Here is a 20,622-nt window from a genome sequence, read left to right as displayed (position 1 = left end):
GCCGCAATGGCGAGCGCAGCAGGCAAACACTAAAATTTTCCGTAGTAGCCTTCTTTGAATGCATCAAAAAGATTCGCCGCCGTGTGTATCTCGCCGTCGTACTCGATCTCTTCGTTACCTTTGGCTTCTATCTCGGTGCCATCTTCCAGCGTGAACTTGTAGGTGGTGCTCTCAAGGTCTTTCTCGGTCACCAATACGCCCTGGAACGCTTCCGGGTTAAACCTGAAGGTGGTGCACCCTTTCAGGCCTTTGTCATAGGCGTAAAGGTAGATGTTCTTGAAATCCTCAAAGTCGTAATCCGTGGGCACGTTGATGGTTTTGGAGATGGAACTGTCTATCCATTTTTGCGCCGCGGCCTGGATATCGACGTGCGCTTTGGCCATGATGGTGGACGAGTCGAGGAAATAATCCGGCAATTGTTCTTCTGCCTTGTCGCTGAACGGCATGGCGTTGGCATTCACCAGTTCGCGGTAGGCCAGCAGTTCGTAGCTGAATACATCGACTTTTTCTTTGGACTTTTTGCCTTCACGGATCACGTTACGGGCATAGTGGTGGGCAAAGCTGGGTTCGATACCGTTGCTGGCGTTGTTGGCCAGGCTCAGTGAGATAGTGCCGGTCGGTGCGATGGAGCTATGGTGGGTAAAGCGCACACCTTTGCTGGCGATCTGGTTACGCAGGCCTTCGGGAAACTGCTGCATATAGCGGCTGTATTTGCCCAGCAACACTTTACCGGCCAGTTCCTGGCCGACCTTGATGCCATCGGCGGCCATTTCAGGGCGCAGGCGCAGCATGTCGGCAGTCACTTCGAACTTCTCGTCCATGATGGGTGCGGCACCTTTTTCTTCAGCCAGTTGCACGCCGACCTCCCAGCCGACTTCGGCCATGATGCGGGTGACTTCTTCGGTGAATTTGACTGAGTCTTCTTCGCCATATTTCATTTTCAGCATGGTGAGGGTGGACCCCAGGCCCAGGTAGCCCATGCCGTGACGGCGTTTACGGGCGATCTCCTGGCGTTGCTGCTCTAACGGCAGGCCGTTGATCTCGACCACGTTATCCAGCATGCGCGTGAATACACCGACCACTTCGCGGTATTCGTCCCAGTCGAAATGCGCTTGGGCTGTGAATGGCTGGCGCACGAATCTGGTCAGGTTGACGGAACCCAGCAGGCAGGCGCCGTAAGGTGGCAACGGCTGCTCGCCGCAAGGGTTGGTGGCGCGTATGTTTTCGCAGAACCAGTTGTTGTTCATTTCGTTGACGCGGTCTATCAGGATAAAACCTGGCTCGGCAAAGTCGTAAGTGGAAGACATGATCACGTCCCACAGGCGACGTGCCTTGATGGTTTTGTAGATGCGGCAGGCGACTTTGCCTGCATCCGGGCCATCGACCTTGGTCAGGTATTTTTGTCTGACTGGCCAGTCACGCCACACTACTTGTGACTCGTCATTAACGTTCAGGCCATCGATGATGGCTTCTTTCTCGGTGACCGGGAAAGCCAGACGCCATTCGTCATCGGCTTTCACCGCTTCCATGAATTCTTTGGTGATCAGGCAGCTGAGGTTGAACTGGCGCAAACGGCCATTCTCGCGCTTGGCCTTGATAAAGTCAGTCACATCAGGATGGCTGATATCAAAGGTTGCCATTTGTGCGCCACGGCGGCCACCGGCAGATGACACGGTGAAACACATTTTGTCGTAGATATCCATAAACGATAGCGGGCCGGAAGTATAGGCACCGGCACCAGCAACAAACGCGCCTTTTGGACGCAGGGTGGAGAACTCGTAACCGATACCGCAACCGGCTTTTAAGGTCAGGCCGGCTTCGTGCACCTTACCTAGTATATTGTCCATGCTGTCTTCCACCACGCCGGAAACAGTGCAGTTGATGGTAGAAGTGGCGGGTTTGTGCTCAAGCGCACCGGCATTGGAAGTGATACGCCCGGCCGGGATCGCTCCGCGGCGCAAGGCCCACAGGAATTTCTCGTGCCACTCGGCTTTTTTCTCGTCCGAGGTCTCTACATCGGCCAGCGCACGCGCAACACGGCTGTAGGAGTCGTCCATATCCAGATCGACATGTTCACCGGTCTTGGTTTTCAGTCGGTATTTCTTATCCCAGATATCGAGCGAGACGGGCTGCACCGGGATCTCGATCGCGGCATCGTCTGCATGGGCTTTCTTGTTGGTTTCAACGGCTTTCAGCATTGTATTTCTCCCACACCTTGGTGATTATTATTGATTTAAAACATCAGCCTGTAAGCACCAAGGCTTGAGCGACTGACCTCGCTTTGCAACAGCTAGCCTGAACCCGGCTATCAAAAAAGCACAGCCCCAGGGCTGGGGATGCGCTGACTAACCAAACACAATATCTTGTGTTATTAACTGTAATTTATGCCTATATTTTGTTGGCGTCAACCCATTTTTTATGCATTATTTTGGTGCGCCCGGCTGGTGTTTTTATGATCACTTTAGCTACAAGGCCTCAGGCATAGGTGAGTCATCACTCACCTGCTTTTGCCGGTGTTTCAACTTGTTGCCAGCGCCCATTTGCGTGCTGCAACTATCCATTGCCGCACCTTTTGTATGCGAGAATAGCGCCATGCCAAAATTCGTGTATACCGCACTGATCTATCTGGTGGCGCTGTTGCTGCCACTCAAGTTGCTCTGGCGCGGCCTGAAACAACCGCAATATCGCCGGCACTGGGCTGAACGCTACGGCTGGTTCAGGCAAAAGATCACCGCGCCGGTTATCTGGGTGCACTGCGTCTCGGTTGGTGAGACCCGCGCCACGCAGCCACTGATACAGGCGCTACTGAAAGAGTATCCGCAGCACCAGATACTGATGACACACGGCACACCCACCGGCCGCGAGACCGGCCAGCAAGTATTGCGTGACGAGATCGCCAGTGGCCGCGTGCTGCAAGCTTATTTGCCGGTAGATACGCCAGGTGCGGCCAAACGATTTTTAAACTACTTCAACCCGGTTATCGGCTTATTGATGGAAACCGAGCTGTGGTTTCACCTGATAGACCAGGCCACACACAGGCGAGTCCCAGTCGCTTTGCTGAGTGCGCGTTTATCAGAAAGATCGGCACGCGGTTATGCCAGGCTGGGCGCACTGACCCGCAACGGCTTGCAACAACTGGCGCTGGTAGCGGCACAGACCGCAGCAGATGCCGGGCGGCTGCAAGCCTTGGGCGCGCGCAATGTCATGGTGTGCGGCAACCTGAAGTTTGATGTGTCACCACCGCAGAACAGCGCAGCACTAGGCGGGGCGTTACGGGCGTTGCTGGGTGAACAGCGCACTGTGCTGATGGCGGCCAGTACGCGTGAAGGCGAAGAGCCGCTAATCCTGGATGCGCTACAGGGCAGCGATGTTTTGCTGCTGTTAGTGCCACGCCATCCGCAACGTTTCGCCGAAGTTGAAGCGCTGTTAAAAGCACGCGGCCTGCGCTATGTGTTGCGCACAGCGCTGGAGCTAGCCGTGAACGCAGAGATACAAGTGGTGCTCGGCAACAGCATGGGCGAGATGTACACCTATTATGCAGCCAGTGATTTTGCAGTGATGGGCGGCAGCCTGCAGCCGCTGGGCGGGCAAAACCTGATAGAAGCGGCGACTATGGGTGTGCCTACCATTCTGGGGCCGAATATGTTTAATTTTGCGCAGGTGACCGCAGAAGCGGTTGCGGCGAATGCAGCGGTGCAACTGCAAGATGTGGCCGAGCTGAAGCGCACGATTGCGAACTTGGCCAGCGATAAGGTGAAACTGCGATCCATGTCGGCCGCAGCGCAGGAGTTTACGCAGCAACATCGTGGAACGACACAAAGACTGATAGTGGCGATCGCAGGCTTATTAAAAAAGTGACCAGCGAGTTGGCAGCGCCTGTTTAAGGCCACTACACTTTGTGTTTGATCAAAGCTGTGGGTTTGATCAAAGCTGTGGCGTTAATCAAGGGTGTGGCTTTGATCATGAAAAGCCCTGCTCCATCCCGCATTCAGGTACTGAAATGCAACAGCAGGCTGGAGCAGGCTTATGCTAGTGTGTTACTGCCAGCCACCGCCCAGGGAGCGATACAGGTTAACCACGGCAGAAACCTGTTGTTGCTTGGTCTCTATCAGTTCCATTTTGGCATCCAGTGCGTCGCGCTGGGTCAGTAGCACTTCCATATAGTCAGCGCGCGCGGCTTTGAACAGCTGATTGGCGACATCGATAGATTGCGTCAACGCCTCTACTTGCTTGTTTTTCAGCTGGTAGTTTTTATCCAGGTTGTCTATGTTTGAAACCTGGTTGGCGACTTCCATATAGGCGTTGATGATCTTCTGCTCATAATCATAAGCGGCCTGCACCTGCATGGCGCTGGCGCTTTTGTATTGCGCTTCGATCGCGTTACGGTTCACCAGCGGCGCCATCAGGTCACCACCCAGTGAAGCCATGATGGACTGCGGCGTTTTCAGCAGGTATTTAGGGTCGAATGCCTGAAAGCCCAGCCCGGCGCGGATAGAGAACGAAGGATAGAAGTTGGCTTTGGCGACGGCTATATTCAGCTTGGCCGCAGACAGTTCAAGTTCGGCCTGGCGGATATCCGGGCGGTTAGCCAGCAGTTCTGATGGCACACCGGCCTGTACCAGTTTCGGTTGCATGTCCATAAAGTGTGCCGATGAACGCACCACAGGTTGCGAGGTTCTGCCCAGCAAAAAGTTGATGCGGTTTTCGGTTTCTACGATCTGCTGTTTCAACACAAACTGGCGGCTCTGGTTCTTTTTCACCTCGGCCTCAAACCGCTTCACGGCCAGTGAGTTGGCACGCGCGTATTGCTGCAGCTGTTTCACCACTTCAAAGGCATTTTGCTGAATCGCGATATTCTGATCCAGTGTCTGCAGTTCGTTATCCAGCGCGACCAGTTCATAATATGAGTTGGCAACTTCGGCCACCAGGTTGGTCACCAGAAAGTGCTTGCCCTCAATAGAGGCCATGTATTCGGTCACCGCCACCTTGGTGGCGTTACGCAATTTGTTCCAGACATCCAGCTCCCACGAGGCGGTCAGGCCAAACTGGTAGTTACCCAGAAAACGCGGATTGGAACGGCCCTGCTTGATATCCAGGTTTTCTTCCACGGCACCGTTGCGGGTGTATTTGCCGACTTTTTCCTTATCGGCACTCGCACCTATGCCTACAAATGGCAGGTACTCACCGCGTCTGGCCTGGATCTCGTTCTGGGCGACGCTGATGCGCTGCGCCATCATGTTGACTTCTTTGTTGTTGGCCACCGCGATATCGATCAGCGAGATCAGGTGCTGATCATCAAAAAAGTCTTTCCAGTTGACGCTCGCGCTATTGCCCGCCGGCTCTACTGCCTCCTGAAAGTGGGTAGGCAGACTGGTATCTGCCTGCTTGGTGGTGATGCCGGGAATGGCGCAGGATTGCAGCAGCATGGCGGTGCTGCCCGCCATCAACCAGGCCGCGGTTTTACGGGAACCCGCCAGCCACAATGTGGTTTTACTTGCGTTAAGGTTAAGCTTCTTCATCATCATTTTCCAAGCCATTGCTGTAGTGATAGATTTCAGTCAGAGGTTCCTGCTCCTCGTGCCTGATCAGGGTCTTGCCATCGGTCATTTTGGCGAACATGTAGTAAAGGCCGGGGATCAGGATGACGCCGAACACGGTGCCGAACAGCATGCCGCCAAAAGCCGAGGTACCTATGGTGCGGTTACCCACGGCACCGGCACCAGTCGCCATCACCAGCGGGATCAGGCCAGCCAGAAAGGCGAACGAAGTCATCAGGATAGGCCGGAACCGCGCCTTGGCGCCCTCTATCGCTGCATCGCGCAGTGACATGCCCTGGTTGTGTTTCTGCACGGCGAATTCCACGATCAGCACCGCGTTCTTACCCAGCAGACCCACCAGCATCACCAGCCCGACCTGTGCATAAATATCATTGGCCAGCCCCAGCGATTTCAGCAGGAAGAAGGTACCGAACACGCCGGCAGGCAATGACAGTATCACCGCCAGTGGCAATACAAAACTCTCGTATTGCGCAGCAAGCACCATGTAAACGAAGATCAGCACCACCGCAAAAATCAATACTGCTTCGTTGCCGCGTTGCGCTTCGTCGAATGAAAGACCTTCCCAGCCTATGTCATAGCCGTGTGGCAGCGTGGCTTTGGCGACTTCTTTCACCGCTTTGATCGCATCGTCACTGGTATAGCCTGGTGCCGGTGCGGCACGAATGGTGGCTGAGTTATACAGGTTGTAACGTGTGATCTCGTTAGGGCCCTGCATTTTCTTCATTTTCATGAATGCTGAATAAGGCACCATCTCACCATCTTCGTTTTTCACGTAGTAGTTGAGGATGTCACTCGGGTAGCGCCTGAATTCGGGGCTGGCCTGGGTGTAGACCTTGAAGAAGTTGTTGAAACGGATAAAGCCCTGCTCGTAAGTACTGCCGATCAGGATGTTCAGGTTATCCATCGCTTTACCGATAGACACGCCTTTTTGCATGGCAGCCTTGTTGTCTATCTCCAGCTCGTATTGCGGATAGTTAGCCGCATAAAAGGTGAACAGCCCGGACAGTTCTTTGCGCTTGCCCAGAGCGGCCATAAATTCCTGGTTGATCTTGTCGAACACATGGTAATCAGTGCCGTTGGTCTTATCCAGCAGGCGTAACGCCAGGCCGGAAGCCGCACCATAACCAGGCACTGCCGGCGGTTCAAAATACTCGATCACCGCACCGAAGTTCTTGGTTTTTTCTTCCAGCTCTTCAATGATCTGATGCACCGATTTACTGCGTTTGGACCAGTCCTTCAGGTTGATCAGACAAGTACCGGCGTTAGAACCACGGCCTTCGGTGAGGATCTCATAACCGGCCAGCGAAGAAACCGATTCAATGCCATCTATGCTCTGCGCTTCTTTTTGCAGCAAGCGGGCGACCTTGTTGGTCGCTTCCAGCGTAGAGCCGGGCGGGGTCTGGATAATGGCGTAGATCTGGCCCTGGTCTTCACCGGGGATAAACCCGGCCGGCAGGGTCTTGTTCAGCACAAAGGTGCCGAAAGCAAAAGCCGCCAGTGCCAGTACCGAAATGGTACGCACAGTCACGATCTTGCCCAGCAGTTTGGTGTAATGCCCGGTCAGGCGGTCAAACCAGCGGTTGAATTTGTCGAGCAACCAGCTGATAGGCGTGGTGCGTTTAGGCTGGCCGTGATGGTTTTTCAGCAAGATCGCGCACAGCACCGGCGTCAGCGACAGCGCGACGATACCCGAAATCACGATAGAAGAAGCCATGGTGATAGAGAACTGGCGGTAAAACACCCCCACCGGGCCAGACATAAAGGCCACCGGGATAAACACCGCCGTCATCACCAGGGTGATGGCGACAATGGCGCCACCGATCTCGCCCAGCACTTTTTGTGTGGCTCTATAAGGCGTGATGTGTGCATCTTCTTCAAACTTGGCGTGCACCGCTTCTACCACCACGATGGCGTTATCGACCACGATACCGATCGCCAGCACCAGCGCGAACAGGGTGATCAGGTTGATGGTGACGCCGAACAACTGCATGCAGAAAAATGCGCCTATCAGCGACACTGGCACCGCCAGGATAGGGATAAGCGTAGAGCGCCAGTCGCCGAGGAAAACATACACCACCAGCGCAACCAGGAAGAAAGCCTCTACCAGGGTGTGCAGCACTTTCTCGATAGAAGCATCCAGAAACTTGGACACGTCGTAATCGATCTCGTAAGCCATGCCTGCCGGAAAGTTGGGCTTCAGTTCTTCCATGCGTTTTTTCACGTTCTCAATCACTTCACTGGCGTTACTGCCATAGTTCTGCTTGAGCACGATGGCAGAAGAAGGGAAGCCATCCTTGTTGGAATAAATATCGAAGAACTCGCTGCCCAGCTCTATCTTGGCCAGGTCTTTCAGTTTCAGTATCTCGCCTTCAGAATCGGCGCGGATAATGATGTCGCCGTACTCTTCCGGCTTGTTGTACCTGCCCTTGTAAACCAGCACATATTCTTTGGATTGCGCAGAGATACCCGAGCTTTGCCCCAAACGACCAGGGCGGCCTATGATGCTTTGCTCGCTGATCGCTTTCATGACATCTTCAATCGACACCTTGTAAGCGCGCATGCGGTCCGGGTTGAGCCAGATGCGCATCGCATACTGGCGGCTACCCAAAATTTTGGCGCTGGCGATACCGTTCACACGCTGAATCTCGGGGATGACGTTGACGTTGGCGTAGTTATACAAAAACTTCTCGTCAGCGTTCTTATCCTTGCTGAACAGGTTGATGTACATCAGCATGCTGGGCTGCACACGCTCCACCACCACACCTTCGAGTTGCACCAGGTCAGGCAAACGGCTCATCACCTGGTCGATACGTGTCTTGACGTTGATCATGGCCTGATTAGGGTCGGTGCCCAGGGCAAAGATCACCTGTATGGTGGCTTCACCGGCACTGGTCGCATCAGACACGATGTATTTCATGCCCGGCACGCCGTTAATGGCGCGCTCTATGGTGATCAGTGACGATTGCACCAGCACGTCGGCACTCGCACCCGGATAAGCCAGCGAGACGATCACGCGTGGCGGCGCAATATCGGGGAACTGCGAAGTCGGCAGTGACTTGATGGAAAGAAAGCCTAAAAACACGATCAGTAGCGACAAAATGATCGCCATGACCGGTCTTTTGATAAAAATACTTAGCATGGGGGATTCGCTTTCTGGCTGACTATTCGGCGTAAAGGTCTAAATGGGAATACACATGCTCAGGTGTCTGGAAATTCACCGCGATGGTTTGCCCGTTTTGCACGCGGCGCAGGCCTTCGATCAACACGCGATCATCTTCCTTAAGGCCAGATTTGACGATAAACAGATGTGGCTGCTCGGCAGCGATGGTGATCAGGCGCTGTTCCAGCTTGTTGGCTTTGCTCACCACGTAAACATAGGTTTTATCCAGCACTTCAAAGGTGGCTTTTTGCGGGATCAGCAACGCATTCGGGAAAGGCACATTCATTAGAATGTTGCCGGTCTCGCCATGTCTGAGCACACGGTCAGGGTTGTTGAACACGGCACGGAATTCGATATTGCCGGTTTTATTGTCAAAATCACCTTCTATGGTTTCTATGGTGCCTTCCTGGTTGAACTCTTGCGCATTGGCCATTTTCAGTTTGACCTTGCGGTGTTCATCGCGGCCTTCTATCGCCATGTAATCCAGGTACTCGGCTTCAGGCACGTTGAAATACACCCACATCTTGCTGTTATCAGACAAAGTGGTCAGCAGGTCGCCTTCGTCCATCAGGCTGCCTCTTCGTGCGGCCAGGTGGTCCATGACGCCGGTGAAAGGCGCTTTGATATCGGTAAAGTTCAAATGCGTCTGCGCCAGCTTGACTTCGGCATTGGCTTTGTCCAGTTTGGCTTTAGCCAGCGCCAGCTCATTTGGCGAGACGATGTTTTTCTCGGCCAGTGCGCGCGTGTTCTCGTATTCGATCTGCACGGTCTTGGTCTCGGCTTCGGCTTTCAGCAACTCCACCTGATACACATTAGGCATGATCTTGAACATGGGCTGGCCCTGTTTGACCACCTGCCCTTCATCGACAAATATATCCTGCAGGTAGCCACGCTCCAGCGCGCGCAATTCAATATGCTGAATGGCATGGATCTGGGCGACATATTCCTTGGTGATGCTGGTGTCCTTGCGCAAGGGGGAAGTCACTTCCAGCTTGGGCGGTGCCTCCTTGTGCTCTTCTTCTTGGTGGCAAGCGCTGAGCACAGTGCCAATAAAGCCTAAAACAACCAGGTGCCTAATCATTGAGTGCTGTTTAATCATAGTGTTTGTGTGTATCAGAAAATAAAGAAAGGGTAAGGCAACGCACAGGTGGGCCGTATGCTTGCGCTGGCATGAGCGATGAACCTGTGGGCTGATACACTGCCTGCCAGGGCTGCCTGATCCGCATGATGTAGGTGATGTTGCTGGCTGGTTTGCTTGTTTGGTGCGCAAGCAAGCGCTTACCTGTAGAGGCGGATACAGCAGGGCGGGTGTGCAGGTTCAGCGCGCGCCATGCCAGGCGCAAACGCGGGTGACACCTTAGTGTGAAACAGGCGGTGCGCGCGAATGCAGGTGACGGACAACCACCGGGCGTGGGGCCACGCGACGGCGAGAGAGACACAGCAACGCAAAAGGGAGCACGCAGGCAATCGTCATGCTTGCGGCAGGAGGGATCAGGTAGAGCGGCGATGTGAGCGGAGATTCGCCATCGCCGGTATATTCAACGATCTCGGCTACGCGCACCCTGACGGTGTCATCGCTGTAGCTGGAATGGTCGGAGAATTCAGCGACCAATGCAAAGCCGAGTACAGTCAGCAGCACTGTGACTACCCACAGTCTGAGTTGTGTTGCGGCTGTATTCAAATGTTTATGCATTAAGTCAGTTAACGGAAAAGAATCAGGTTTCTGTAATGAGGGTTTTCAATGATGAATTAGTGTTTCAAAAAGCCGCTGTCAAAATGTGTTTTTCGGGCTTTACAATACTTACATTAAACGCTTTTACATGGCAAATGACAAGCCGCAAGCACGCCAAGTTCGCACAAATCGGCCGTTTGTAAGCTGACTGTCAGGTTCGCGGCATTTATTGCGCTTTGCAGGGTGTTTTGCAGGAGGTGGGGCGAGAGTTGGTATGCGAAAACCCGGCGTTAATCAGACAGCAGCGGTAACAGCCAGCGCTCTAACACCACCACGATATAGGCCTGCTCATCCAGAGTGAGCGCCCTGCCTTGCGGGATACGGTGCCATTTTGATAAACAGCCGCGGCAGCAGGTCGCCGTCGCATGTTGCGCGACAAAGACCGGGTGTCCGCGCATGGGCGTCTGCTGCCCCTCATTAGCGATTACTGCCGGTGCCAGCCTGTCCGCGATAAAGGCTTCTGCATGATCCAGCACCACCGCCATGCCTTTTTGCCTGAGATATTGCATATCCCTGACATTCAGATGAAAGCTGGCGCGAAAGGTGGAGCGTTGCAATGTTTGAAACAACTGATCCAGATCGCGCATAGGCTATTGCCGCTGGTTAATGTAGTTCCGACAGATGCAGATCGCGCAGTTTTGGTGCTTTAACAGCGGTGACCCCGACCACCGCAATGGTCATGCAGCCGCCAAAGATCACCGACGGCACCAGCCCCATCAGTCTGGCCGTGAGGCCGGATTCAAACGCGCCCAGTTCATTGGAAGAGCCGATAAAGATCCCATTAATGGCAGACACCCGCCCGCGCATGCCGTCGGGGGTCGCCAGTTGCAAAATGGTTTGCCGCAAGATCACCGACACCGCATCCATGGTGCCGGAAATCGCCAATATCACTATCGCCAGCCAATAGGTACTGGTTAAGCCAAAAGCGATCATGCACAGACCAAACCCGGCTACCGCCAGCAACAACCAGCGGCCACTATGCTGATGTATGGGCTTTTTGGCCAGCCAGATGCCGGTGACGATGGCACCCACCGCCGGCGCAGCGCGCAACACACCCAAGCCTTCCGGGCCCATGTGGTAGACGTCATGCACAAAGGCAGGCAGCATGGCCACCGTGCCACCAAACAGCACGGCGAACATATCCAGCAACTGCGCTGCCAGCACGACCTGGGTGCGCCTGACAAAACGCAAACCTTCGGCGATGCTGGCGAAAACCTTCATCGGTGCATGGCTGCGATGCTCTTGCACACGCAAGGTCATCGCCGCCACTGCAGCGCCCAGCGCCAGCAAGGCAGATATTTCATAGGCCACGTATTTATTGGCAAAACCCACCAGCAAGCCACCTATCGCCGGGCCGACGATAAGGCCGATCTGAAACATGGAGCTGCCTATGCCAGATGCCCTGGCGATAGAGGCGCGCGGGATGATGAGTGCAAACAGGGTGTTATAACTGGGCGAGATCAGCGCACGCGCAAAGCCGGTCAGCGCGACTGTGGCATAGATCCACATCACAGTATGCGCGGGCTGATGCTGGGTGATCAGCACCAGCATCGCGGCATTCAACGCCAGAAACAGCGCCGACACTATGGCAAAACCGCGCCGTGAAAAGTAGTGATCGACCGCATGGCCGAGAAACAAGGCGCTGCTCATGTAGGGGATCACCTCGGCCAGGCCTATCAGCCCGAGTGACCACGGGTCGTGCGTCAGTTCGTAAATATGCCAGCCTATGGCGACCATCATCATTTGGTAAGAAAGCACCATCATGATACGAAAAGCGAGCAACTTGGGGAAGGCAAAGCCCTGATGGGCCAGAATCTGACGAACGGATAAAGACATGTGCGCATTATACGCTATCCGACCTGGCGCCCTGATAGTCAGCAATCCTTTGCCAGTCTGTGCTATGTGAGTGCCACGGATTATCCTACAATAGCGTGCGGGTGCGGTGAATCAGGCAGTATGCGAAGTCTATTCGCTGATGAGCCGTCGTTGACCTCGTGCGACTCTGCCGATATAGATGGGGCGCACCCGCCCTCTTTTTTAATCAAGCGACTTGTAATGAAACCAGCGGCCATAGTCAAACTGGCATATCGGCTCTCGGAACTCGATAGGCAGAATATTCATGAATAATTATATAAAAATAATCATGCGTTTCTTGTATTGGTCAGGGCTACTCATAATACTCAGGTTGCTATGGCAGACATATTTAATGATCAAGGTATTTCCGATCACAAGTGCCTTATTGCTGGCAGTGATCGCAATGCTCACATTCTCTGAATAACAAGCCGGTAAAGCGCACCTCAATAGGGCCTGGCGATACCAGCGCCGCCTGGCCTATTTCTGCCTGAACACGATCACACCGATAAGCCCTAATCCCAGCAACATCAAGCTGATGCTCTCGGGCTCAGGCACGGGTGAACTGGAAGCTGGGTCCGCATTCGCGACCATGGAAGTGATCATGGTGATGAGTAAAATCAATTTTTGAAACATATTATTATTCTCTTGTTATTGTTAGAGGTAAGGCCAAGGATATTCTATGAGGAGCGCAAAGCTACAACAATGACCCGCTTTGGCTAAGACTAAAGGACTATATAGTTGCTTTTATGGGTTGTTATTATGCGTTAATTTATAGTAATATAATGTTAACACATCTGGATGACAACACAGGAGTGACTTATGGAAGAATCCATTTACTTTAGCCATCAGGGCATCAGCGTCAGCAATACCCGCTTTATTGTGAACGGCACGCCTATCGCGATCAAGAACGTCACCACTGTTGAGTCCAAAACGCTTAAACCCAAGCTCACCTTTGCCAGAGTGTGCCTGCTGGGTGGTCTGGCACTGCTGTTCGGCAATGGCAACCTGCCCTACATAGGCTTTTTTTCCATGGTCTACGGCGGCATGGTCTGGCTGCTGGCAACGCCTAAATATGCAGTGGTGATTCATACTGTGGCCGGAGATATACAGGCCTTTATAGGCGAGAATATTCTGGACGTTGAGAATGTTCTGACAGCGTTAAATGTGGCTATCGCCCTGAGAGGGTCGCCAGAGTAGCACTACGCAGCACAAAATTCAATCGGATCCCCCGAATACACCCTCCTCCTCGCCTCTAGCTTAACTAGAGGTTTTTTTTGCTTATATGCTCGGTGATGCTGGCGGCGGCATAACGACTCAGCACCCATTTGCGTACTGTCATTGCTATTTATGCATTGCTATTCATGCATTGATGGTCACGCCCAGGTTTTCACCCACCTGCTGCAAACATAGATCTGTGCATCTCTGCAAAAACAGCCAGACCCATGCCGGTGTGCCTGCACAGAACTGCAGAGATAATAGAAGACCGTATCGCTACAGCATTTATAATAAGCATTTTTATCAGCAGCCCGGCCAGGCGATAGCGACTGCGAAGTTGCCGCGACCCTGTTAAAACTCACAATCATCAGCATGCGCCTATTTTTATTTGCCAGTACATTGATGCTGCTTACACTATCATCGCCCATGCTCGCCGGCGACTATATCAGTGCTGACCAGGCGATCAATCAGCCGGCGGTGATCCCTGCGCCTGTACTCAGCTATCTGGCACAGGAGATCCAAAGCGGCTTTCCCGAGTGCAAAGCTCACGCGGCAAATATCAGCAGGGCGTTTGAAGCAAAAACAGTGGATTTGAACTCATCGGTGCCAGCATTGGTCGTAAAACCACGCTCAAGATGTTTTTGCACTAGCGACGGCTGCCCGATGTGGGTGTTTGCGGCTGCACCCGCACCTGATCCTGCGGTGGCGAAACTGATTTTCGAATCGCCGATGGCGGGCTTGCTCACATTCTCGGACAGGAAAACCAGGGGCTATCCCGACATCAAGGTGTCAGGCGGCTTGCTCAGCCATGGTTACGAGGTGCGTTATGTGTGGGATGGCGCCGAGTACCAGGAGATCTACAATCAGGTCTGGGTGTGGAATGCGGAGCGGGAATGTAACGAAGCAGAAATCGAAGCACTGAAAGACGGCAAGTGGATCAAGACATCGAATGACTGTCTTAAAATTTAATTCTTATTGATTGCGCCTTATATCAGCGGCGTATCAGGCAAAAAGGCATAACGACAGATGTTAGCAAGCATAAAATCATTTACTACCATCGCAACCCTGGGCTTGCTGTTGATTGGTTCGGCGACTGCCCAGGCAGATGATACTTTTGACAGCAAAGAACGCTTCAAGAATCCGGCCAAGATCCCCACTCATCTCATTAACTATCTGAGCAAACAGCCCAGCCGCGAGTCTATGGCAAGCTGCCAGGAGGCCAAACCGCATGAGCTGTTTGAAGCCGAGCTCATCAGCCTGAATAAATCGACCAGGGCCTATCTGGTGAAACCTGCCCACACCTGTTTGTGCAACGCGGTAACTTGCCCGGTCTGGCTGTTGCAGGCCAAAGGCAGTACTGCAAAACTGCTCTGGCATATGCCGGCCACCCGTGTGGTTGAAGTGCTGGACAAGAAATTGAACGGTTACAGAAAGATCAAGGAAGCCTACACCGACGAGACGCACGGCAGTGAGTCGATATGGTCATGGGACAGGGTCAATTACACCGAGATCTACAAGAACGCGTGGAAAATGGACGCCGAAAAGAAATGCCGTCTCGGCGAAGAGACCATACAACTGGTAGATGGCAAAATGGTCAATCACACGATAAAATGTCCCCAGGATTAGTCTGGCCCGCCTGAACTCTCAGACGGCCAGAGTGTGAATATCAGGCCGCTGGTGCAGGAGTCTGCCACGCGCTAGGAGACAAGCATATTGAGAGTGATCGCAGCTTTCCTGATTGCGCCGGCCCTGGCGATCACTTGCATGTGTGTGTTATTCGGCGGCCAGCCATATGCAGATGCACTGGTGGTCAGCCTGATGATCGCTTACCTCACCTACCCTTTCGTGCTGGTCATAGGCCTGCCTTTATTCTGGTTGCTCTACCGCAAACAATGGCTGGGACTTAAAGCCTGCATGATGGCTGCACTGGTCTGTGCGGCGATCGCATTCCTGTTTATGCTCAGCCCGCTGGACAAGCAGGAAACGCTGCGGCAGATTCAGTCGCAGGGCCTGTTTATCGTGGCGACGGCCCTGCTGGGCGGCGGTTTGTTCTGGTGGATGGGCGTCAGGCACAACCAGGCCCTGAAACAGCCTGTTCAGGACAAAGATGCTGCAGCGCCTTAGCCATACATTACTGGCTCTGCTGATGCTGCTGGGATTGCTGCAGCCTTTGCCAGGCATGTCTGCAGACAGCATGCAGCTATGGGTCACGGTAGACTGGGAAGGGCTGTCGCTGGAAGAGGATAACCTGGAGAGCATGCGTGCCTTTCGCGAAAAATTTCCGTATATCCCCCTGTTGCACCTGATCAATCCGGCCTATTTCATACAGCCGGACGTGAACCGCGCACAGACAGGCAGCCATATCCGCAGCACTTTTCTCGCGCATGATACGGTAGGCCTGCATGTGCATGCCATGCGCTCTCTGGTCGAACATTGCGGCGTCACCTTTCAGGCAACGCCATCGATTGCAGATGCGCAGGAGGATTGCGCTCACACCAGCTGTGGTTATTCGGTCAGTCTGGAATACGCTTACAGCCAGCAGGAATTAACCAAACTGGTGGCATGTAGCAGTGACTTGCTGACCACCAATGGCTTTCAGCGGCCACGCCACTTTCGTGCCGGTGGCTGGCAGTTCGGGCCAAAACTACAGGCAGCGCTGGAAGCGAACCGTTTTGTCTGGGATAGCTCGAATGTCCCTGCCAGTTTGCTCAGCGGACGCTGGCACCAGGATAGCAGCATGATACGTTTTCTGAAAAAACTGCATCCGCACAGCACACCGCTGCAGCAGCCATATGCGCTGAGCATGAATCTGATCGAATACCCGGACAACGCCGCGCTGGCGGACTACACCAACACTAAAGAGCTGGTACAGTTATTCGAGCAGCTGGTGAATGCCCACCATACAGTCATGGTGCTGGGCTTTCATCAGGAGACGGCTGCAGATTATCTGATCCGGCTTGAGCGTGCCATTCCACGCATGGAAAAACTGGCGCGGGAAAAGAATGTGCGTATCGAATGGATGCACTGATCAAGCAACACACCGGCTGTGTCTGCTAAATGTGCCTTAGCTTAATGTGACCTTATGGACTTATTTTCCGAACAAAGACCCGAATTCGTGCCGCTTGCCACAGGCGCCTGCTGGTTACCCGGTTTTGCCTTGCCGGTGATGGATGCGCTTTGGCCCGCCGTGCAGCAGCATCTATGCCAGCACCCGGCACAACAAATGATGACGCCTATGGGTCTGATGTCAGTGCGCACCAGCAGCATGGGTGACTGGGGCTGGGTGGGCAACAGCCAAGGCTATGCTTACAGCGCACACCAGCCGGGTACGCATCTGCCATGGCCGCCGATACCGCCTGTCATCGCACAACTGGCGGCGGCAGCGGCAAACAGGGCCGGCTACCCTGATTTTGTGCCGGATAGCTGTCTGATCAACGTGTATGCGCCAGGCAGCAAAATGGGCTTGCATCAGGACAAAGATGAAATGGATTTTTCACAGCCTATCGTCTCGCTGTCTCTGGGTATTGCGGCCACCTTTTTATTTGGCGGTGGCAAGCGTAGCGACAAGCCGGTCAGAATACCGTTACAGCATGGCGATATAGTGGTGTGGGGTGGCGCCAGCCGACGCTTTTATCATGGCGTGGCACAGGTGAAAGCCGCTACGCACCCGCTGCTGGGGGCCCAACGTATCAACCTCACCTTGAGAAAAGCACGCTAGTAGAAAGGCCTGCACTGGCAAGCACAGCATAAGCAAGGCGCCGAATGGAAACCAGAACCATCAAATAAAAATACCTGGCGATGTAAACCCCTGCCAGGTATCTTTTGCTACTGAACAGCGCTGATTAAACGTTGCTGTTACGGCGGCGGGCTAACAGCAGACCACCCAGACCCAATGACAGCATCAACGCTGAGGTCGGCTCAGGTACGTTGGTGATATTCACTGCCACTCTGTCCAGAAAAACAGTGGTATCACCGCCCAGACCACCCGTGCCTTTAAAAGCAATGGTATTGTTACCCGCATTCAGAAAGCCTAATGACAGATTGCCATTGGTCCAGCCAGTTTGCGTTGAAAGAGTCGTTAACAAATCACCATTCAAATACACTTCCAGCGCTTGACCAGCTGCATAGTTAGGACGTAAGCCATAAAAAAATGAAAGATCAGCATTCCCAGCCTGACTCACATTAAAAGTCTGGCTAAGAAAGCCGGTAGCCGTTTGCAAGAAAGCATATTGACTGCCTTCCTGCGCTGCTAAAAAGTTAGATGTGGCAACACCCGTGCCTGCTCCAAAAGTCCAACCAACGTTAGGGCCAGTGGTTCCATAGTTAAAAGTCCAATTACCATCTGAACCGACTAAAGTGGTTCCTGTCCATGAAGCTTCAAATCCATCATTAATCAAGGTTACGGCTGCGGCCTGTGCATTTACAGCAGCAAAGGCCAGTACTAGAAAACTGGCTACTGAAACTTTACGCATTAGCTATCCCCTTAAATATTTTTTATCACGAACAGCCACTTTACTCCGCTGATCGAGTGCTTGTCATTAGCCCGTTCAGGTAATCAGGGCCTGACTTTAAATTACTTTTCCGGGTGGGCGAAATCACAACATTTGGGGCAAAAAAACCAGTGATTTTGCTGATTAAGATCAAGAATCGGGCGCTATTCCGGGTTGCATCTGCATTTCAAAGGAGTACACTGAACTTGTCCCAGCCGCCCAGTTGATAAGGCAATTGAGAACAGGATGGGATCTTTAAACCAAAGGAGTTTGTCATGAATCTACAACTTACAGGACATCATTTAGAAATCACTCCGGCTTTGCGCGAGTATGTTTTATCCAAGTTTTCGCGCATCAGCAATCACTTCGACCACGTGATTGATGTCAAAGTCACCATGTCTGTTGAAAAGCTCGCCCAAAAGGTTGAAGCCACGCTACATGTTCCAGGTAACGACTTGCACGCTGCCTGCACCGATGAGAATATGTACAGCGCCATCGACATGCTTACTGACAAACTTGACCGTCAGGTATTGAAACACAAGGAAAAACACGGCGACCATCATAAATCTGGCGGTGCTGTGAAGCACCAGTTGAGCGCTTAACTTTTGTTTCAACTTCTCTACCCTCCGGGTAGAGAATTCACCCTCCCGGTTCACTTTTACCTCGTTTCACTCCCCAGCAACAACTTTCAGTTGTAAAATAAGCCCAGTCTCTTTGTTGCAATTGGTTCAGGACCATACATGGCACAAATCTCAGTGGCCGACTTGTACAAGCAAATTCGCGGAAAACTCAAATTGAAATGGGTGGCTGGCGAATCAGGCGGCAAAAAAATCCTCAACTCCGGCACCGTCACCAAACCTTCACTGGCACTGGTTGGCCATTTGAATTTTGTCCACCCGAACCGGGTACAGGTGCTGGGCTGTGCAGAAATGGATTATCTGGGCGGCCTGAGCATACTTGCGCTGCAACAGGCAGTGACCAACCTGTTTTCAACCGACCTAGCCATGGTGGTGGTCGCCAACGGCGAGCAGGTGCCGCCCACCATGCTGGAAGCCGCGCAGCAAAGCCAGGTGCCTTTATTCACCACCCCCATGATCAGCCCGCAGCTGATGGAGCTGCTCAGCCATTATCTGGCGGTAGCAACGGCAGAAACCACCAGCCTGCATGGCGTGTTCATGGAGGTGCAGGGGTTCGGCGTGCTGATCACCGGCAGTGCCGCCATCGGTAAAAGCGAGCTGGCACTGGAGCTGATCTCGCGCGGCCACCGTCTGGTCGCCGATGATATCGTCGATTTTTACCGCATATCCCCAGAGCGCGTAGAGGGCCGCTGCCCTGAGCTATTGCAGGACTTCCTCGAAGTACGCGGCCTGGGCATTCTGAACATACGCGCACTCTATGGCGATAATGCGGTCAAACCGACCAAGCCGCTGGATATGATGATACAGCTGGAGCTGGCCGATGAAATGAACCCGCTGGAACTGGACCGCCTGAGCGCCAACCGCCACACAGAACGCCTGCTGGATGTTGAGATCAGCAAAGTCATCATCCCCATCGCCGCCGGGCGCAACATCGCGGTACTTGTAGAAGCCGCTGTGCGTAACCATATGTTGTTATTGCGTGGCGTCAATGCGACCAAACAACTGACGCAGCGGCAAAAACAAATCATGCTGAGAGAGAGCAAATTACGATGACAAACAGGTGGTCACGCTGATGCAACTGGTGATTGTGACTGGCTTATCCGGCTCGGGTAAAACCATTGCGCTGCGCGTATTTGAAGACAGCGGTTATTACTGTATCGATAATTTGCCGGCCACCCTGCTACCGCATATCCAGAACCATGTGGCTGACCAGAACTCGGCCAAAGTGGCGGTCAGCATCGATAGCCGCAGTATCGCGATCGAGTCGCTGCCGGATATCCTGCAAACGCTGAAAACGCAGGGTATAGAGTTTCACCTGCTGTATCTGGATGCCAACAATGAAACGCTGGTCAAACGCTTTTCAGAGACACGGCGCAAACACCCACTGAGCACTCCCAGCCAGGCGCTGGCAGAAAGCATCACGCACGAGCGCGACCTGCTGTCTGGCCTGAGTAATATAGGCCACCATGTCGACACCAGCAACCTGTCATCCAATGCCTTGCGCAACCACACCCGTGACTGGATGCTGCAGATAGAACAGGGCTTTCAGGAAGTACGCCCGCACAACCTGGTGCTGTCGTTTATTTCGTTTGGCTTTAAACATGGCATCCCGCTCGATGCCGACTTTGTGTTTGATGTGCGCAGCCTGCCCAACCCGCATTACGACCTGATTTTGCGCCCTTATAATGGTAAACAGGCGCCGATACAGCAATTTCTGCAAAATGAACCCATGGTGCTTGAAATGCAGCATGATATTCAGCACTATATAGAAAAATGGCTACCAAGCTTTTATCACGACCATCGCAGTTATGTCACGGTTGGCATAGGCTGCACAGGGGGGCAACACCGTTCCGTCTTTCTGGTGGAACAATTGGGGGCATATTTCAAGCAACTGCACCAGGTAATGATCCGGCATCGGGAATTACAGGATGTGGCTGTGGTGGTATCCCCTTAAATAACGAACTCTGAAAGTAGA

At 53.2% G+C, this 20,622-nt stretch carries 19 protein-coding genes; 10 read left to right on the top strand and 9 right to left on the bottom strand.

Annotated elements, in window-relative coordinates:
- Nucleotides 1–29: 29 nt before the first annotated feature.
- Nucleotides 30–2,198: an adenosylcobalamin-dependent ribonucleoside-diphosphate reductase gene (locus ACT6RZ_RS09300; RefSeq protein WP_444701839.1), complete on the bottom strand. Its 2,169-nt coding sequence runs from the start codon at nucleotides 2,196–2,198 to the stop codon at nucleotides 30–32.
- Between the two features lie 394 nt (nucleotides 2,199–2,592).
- Here ACT6RZ_RS09300 and waaA point away from each other — a divergent pair, with 394 nt between their 5' ends.
- The gene (waaA, locus tag ACT6RZ_RS09295) at nucleotides 2,593–3,858 is read left to right on the top strand and encodes a lipid IV(A) 3-deoxy-D-manno-octulosonic acid transferase (RefSeq protein ID WP_444701838.1); all 1,266 of its coding nucleotides are present in this window, start codon (nucleotides 2,593–2,595) and stop codon (nucleotides 3,856–3,858) included.
- Between the two features lie 179 nt (nucleotides 3,859–4,037).
- Here waaA and ACT6RZ_RS09290 read toward each other — a convergent pair whose 3' ends face one another.
- From ACT6RZ_RS09290 to ACT6RZ_RS09260, 7 genes are all read right to left on the bottom strand, one after another.
- Nucleotides 4,038–5,444, bottom strand: a complete 1,407-nt coding sequence (locus ACT6RZ_RS09290) for an efflux transporter outer membrane subunit (protein WP_444701871.1) — start codon at nucleotides 5,442–5,444, stop codon at nucleotides 4,038–4,040.
- A gap of 61 nt (nucleotides 5,445–5,505) precedes the next feature.
- Nucleotides 5,506–8,697, bottom strand: coding sequence for an efflux RND transporter permease subunit (locus ACT6RZ_RS09285; protein ID WP_444701837.1), 3,192 nt, complete (start codon nucleotides 8,695–8,697; stop codon nucleotides 5,506–5,508).
- Between the two features lie 22 nt (nucleotides 8,698–8,719).
- Nucleotides 8,720–9,799 carry an efflux RND transporter periplasmic adaptor subunit gene (locus ACT6RZ_RS09280; protein WP_444701836.1) on the bottom strand — a complete coding sequence of 360 codons (1,080 nt, stop codon included), beginning with the start codon at nucleotides 9,797–9,799 and terminating at the stop codon, nucleotides 8,720–8,722.
- Between the two features lie 276 nt (nucleotides 9,800–10,075).
- On the bottom strand, nucleotides 10,076–10,399 hold the full coding sequence (locus ACT6RZ_RS09275; protein WP_444701835.1) for a hypothetical protein: 324 nt from the start codon (nucleotides 10,397–10,399) through the stop codon (nucleotides 10,076–10,078).
- 281 nt (nucleotides 10,400–10,680) lie between these two features.
- Nucleotides 10,681–11,037 (bottom strand): DUF4186 domain-containing protein, encoded by a 357-nt coding sequence (locus ACT6RZ_RS09270; RefSeq protein ID WP_444701834.1) that lies wholly within the window; start codon nucleotides 11,035–11,037, stop codon nucleotides 10,681–10,683.
- A 16-nt stretch (nucleotides 11,038–11,053) separates the two neighbouring features.
- A complete protein-coding gene (locus ACT6RZ_RS09265) occupies nucleotides 11,054–12,286 on the bottom strand; it encodes an MFS transporter (RefSeq protein ID WP_444701833.1) in 1,233 nt (410 codons plus the stop codon).
- Nucleotides 12,287–12,781: 495 nt separating this feature from the next.
- A complete protein-coding gene (locus tag ACT6RZ_RS09260) occupies nucleotides 12,782–12,937 on the bottom strand; it encodes a PEP-CTERM sorting domain-containing protein (RefSeq protein ID WP_444701832.1) in 156 nt (51 codons plus the stop codon).
- Between the two features lie 186 nt (nucleotides 12,938–13,123).
- On the opposite strand from ACT6RZ_RS09260, the gene ACT6RZ_RS09255 reads away from it, so the two are divergent.
- The 6 genes from ACT6RZ_RS09255 (at nucleotide 13,124) to alkB (ending at nucleotide 17,237) form a co-directional block, all read left to right on the top strand.
- Nucleotides 13,124–13,501, top strand: a complete 378-nt coding sequence (locus ACT6RZ_RS09255) for a DUF6232 family protein (RefSeq protein WP_444701831.1) — start codon at nucleotides 13,124–13,126, stop codon at nucleotides 13,499–13,501.
- A gap of 420 nt (nucleotides 13,502–13,921) precedes the next feature.
- Complete coding sequence (locus ACT6RZ_RS09250) at nucleotides 13,922–14,488, top strand: hypothetical protein (RefSeq protein WP_444701830.1); 567 nt, start codon at nucleotides 13,922–13,924, stop codon at nucleotides 14,486–14,488.
- A gap of 57 nt (nucleotides 14,489–14,545) precedes the next feature.
- Nucleotides 14,546–15,145: a hypothetical protein gene (locus tag ACT6RZ_RS09245; RefSeq protein ID WP_444701829.1), complete on the top strand. Its 600-nt coding sequence runs from the start codon at nucleotides 14,546–14,548 to the stop codon at nucleotides 15,143–15,145.
- An 87-nt stretch (nucleotides 15,146–15,232) separates the two neighbouring features.
- Complete coding sequence (locus ACT6RZ_RS09240) at nucleotides 15,233–15,643, top strand: hypothetical protein (RefSeq protein WP_444701828.1); 411 nt, start codon at nucleotides 15,233–15,235, stop codon at nucleotides 15,641–15,643.
- A complete protein-coding gene (locus ACT6RZ_RS09235) occupies nucleotides 15,627–16,547 on the top strand; it encodes a hypothetical protein (RefSeq protein ID WP_444701827.1) in 921 nt (306 codons plus the stop codon). Before ACT6RZ_RS09240 ends, ACT6RZ_RS09235 begins: the two co-directional genes overlap by 17 nt.
- Nucleotides 16,548–16,601: 54 nt before the next feature.
- Nucleotides 16,602–17,237 carry a DNA oxidative demethylase AlkB gene (alkB, locus tag ACT6RZ_RS09230; protein ID WP_444701826.1) on the top strand — a complete coding sequence of 212 codons (636 nt, stop codon included), beginning with the start codon at nucleotides 16,602–16,604 and terminating at the stop codon, nucleotides 17,235–17,237.
- Nucleotides 17,238–17,361: 124 nt separating this feature from the next.
- On the opposite strand, the gene ACT6RZ_RS09225 is transcribed toward alkB, so the two are convergent.
- Complete coding sequence (locus ACT6RZ_RS09225) at nucleotides 17,362–17,991, bottom strand: PEP-CTERM sorting domain-containing protein (protein ID WP_444701825.1); 630 nt, start codon at nucleotides 17,989–17,991, stop codon at nucleotides 17,362–17,364.
- Nucleotides 17,992–18,284: 293 nt separating this feature from the next.
- On the opposite strand from ACT6RZ_RS09225, the gene hpf reads away from it, so the two are divergent.
- From hpf to rapZ, 3 genes are all read left to right on the top strand, one after another.
- On the top strand, nucleotides 18,285–18,611 hold the full coding sequence (gene hpf, locus ACT6RZ_RS09220; RefSeq protein WP_379058759.1) for a ribosome hibernation-promoting factor, HPF/YfiA family: 327 nt from the start codon (nucleotides 18,285–18,287) through the stop codon (nucleotides 18,609–18,611).
- 138 nt (nucleotides 18,612–18,749) lie between these two features.
- A complete protein-coding gene (hprK, locus tag ACT6RZ_RS09215; protein WP_444701824.1) occupies nucleotides 18,750–19,700 on the top strand; it encodes an HPr(Ser) kinase/phosphatase in 951 nt (316 codons plus the stop codon).
- Between the two features lie 19 nt (nucleotides 19,701–19,719).
- Nucleotides 19,720–20,601 (top strand): RNase adapter RapZ, encoded by an 882-nt coding sequence (gene rapZ / locus ACT6RZ_RS09210; RefSeq protein ID WP_444701823.1) that lies wholly within the window; start codon nucleotides 19,720–19,722, stop codon nucleotides 20,599–20,601.
- Nucleotides 20,602–20,622 lie beyond the last annotated feature (21 nt).

Source organism: Methylophilus sp., from assembly GCF_052437885.1.
GTDB lineage: Bacteria > Pseudomonadota > Gammaproteobacteria > Burkholderiales > Methylophilaceae > Methylophilus.
This window is presented reverse-complemented; position numbering and strand designations above follow the sequence as displayed.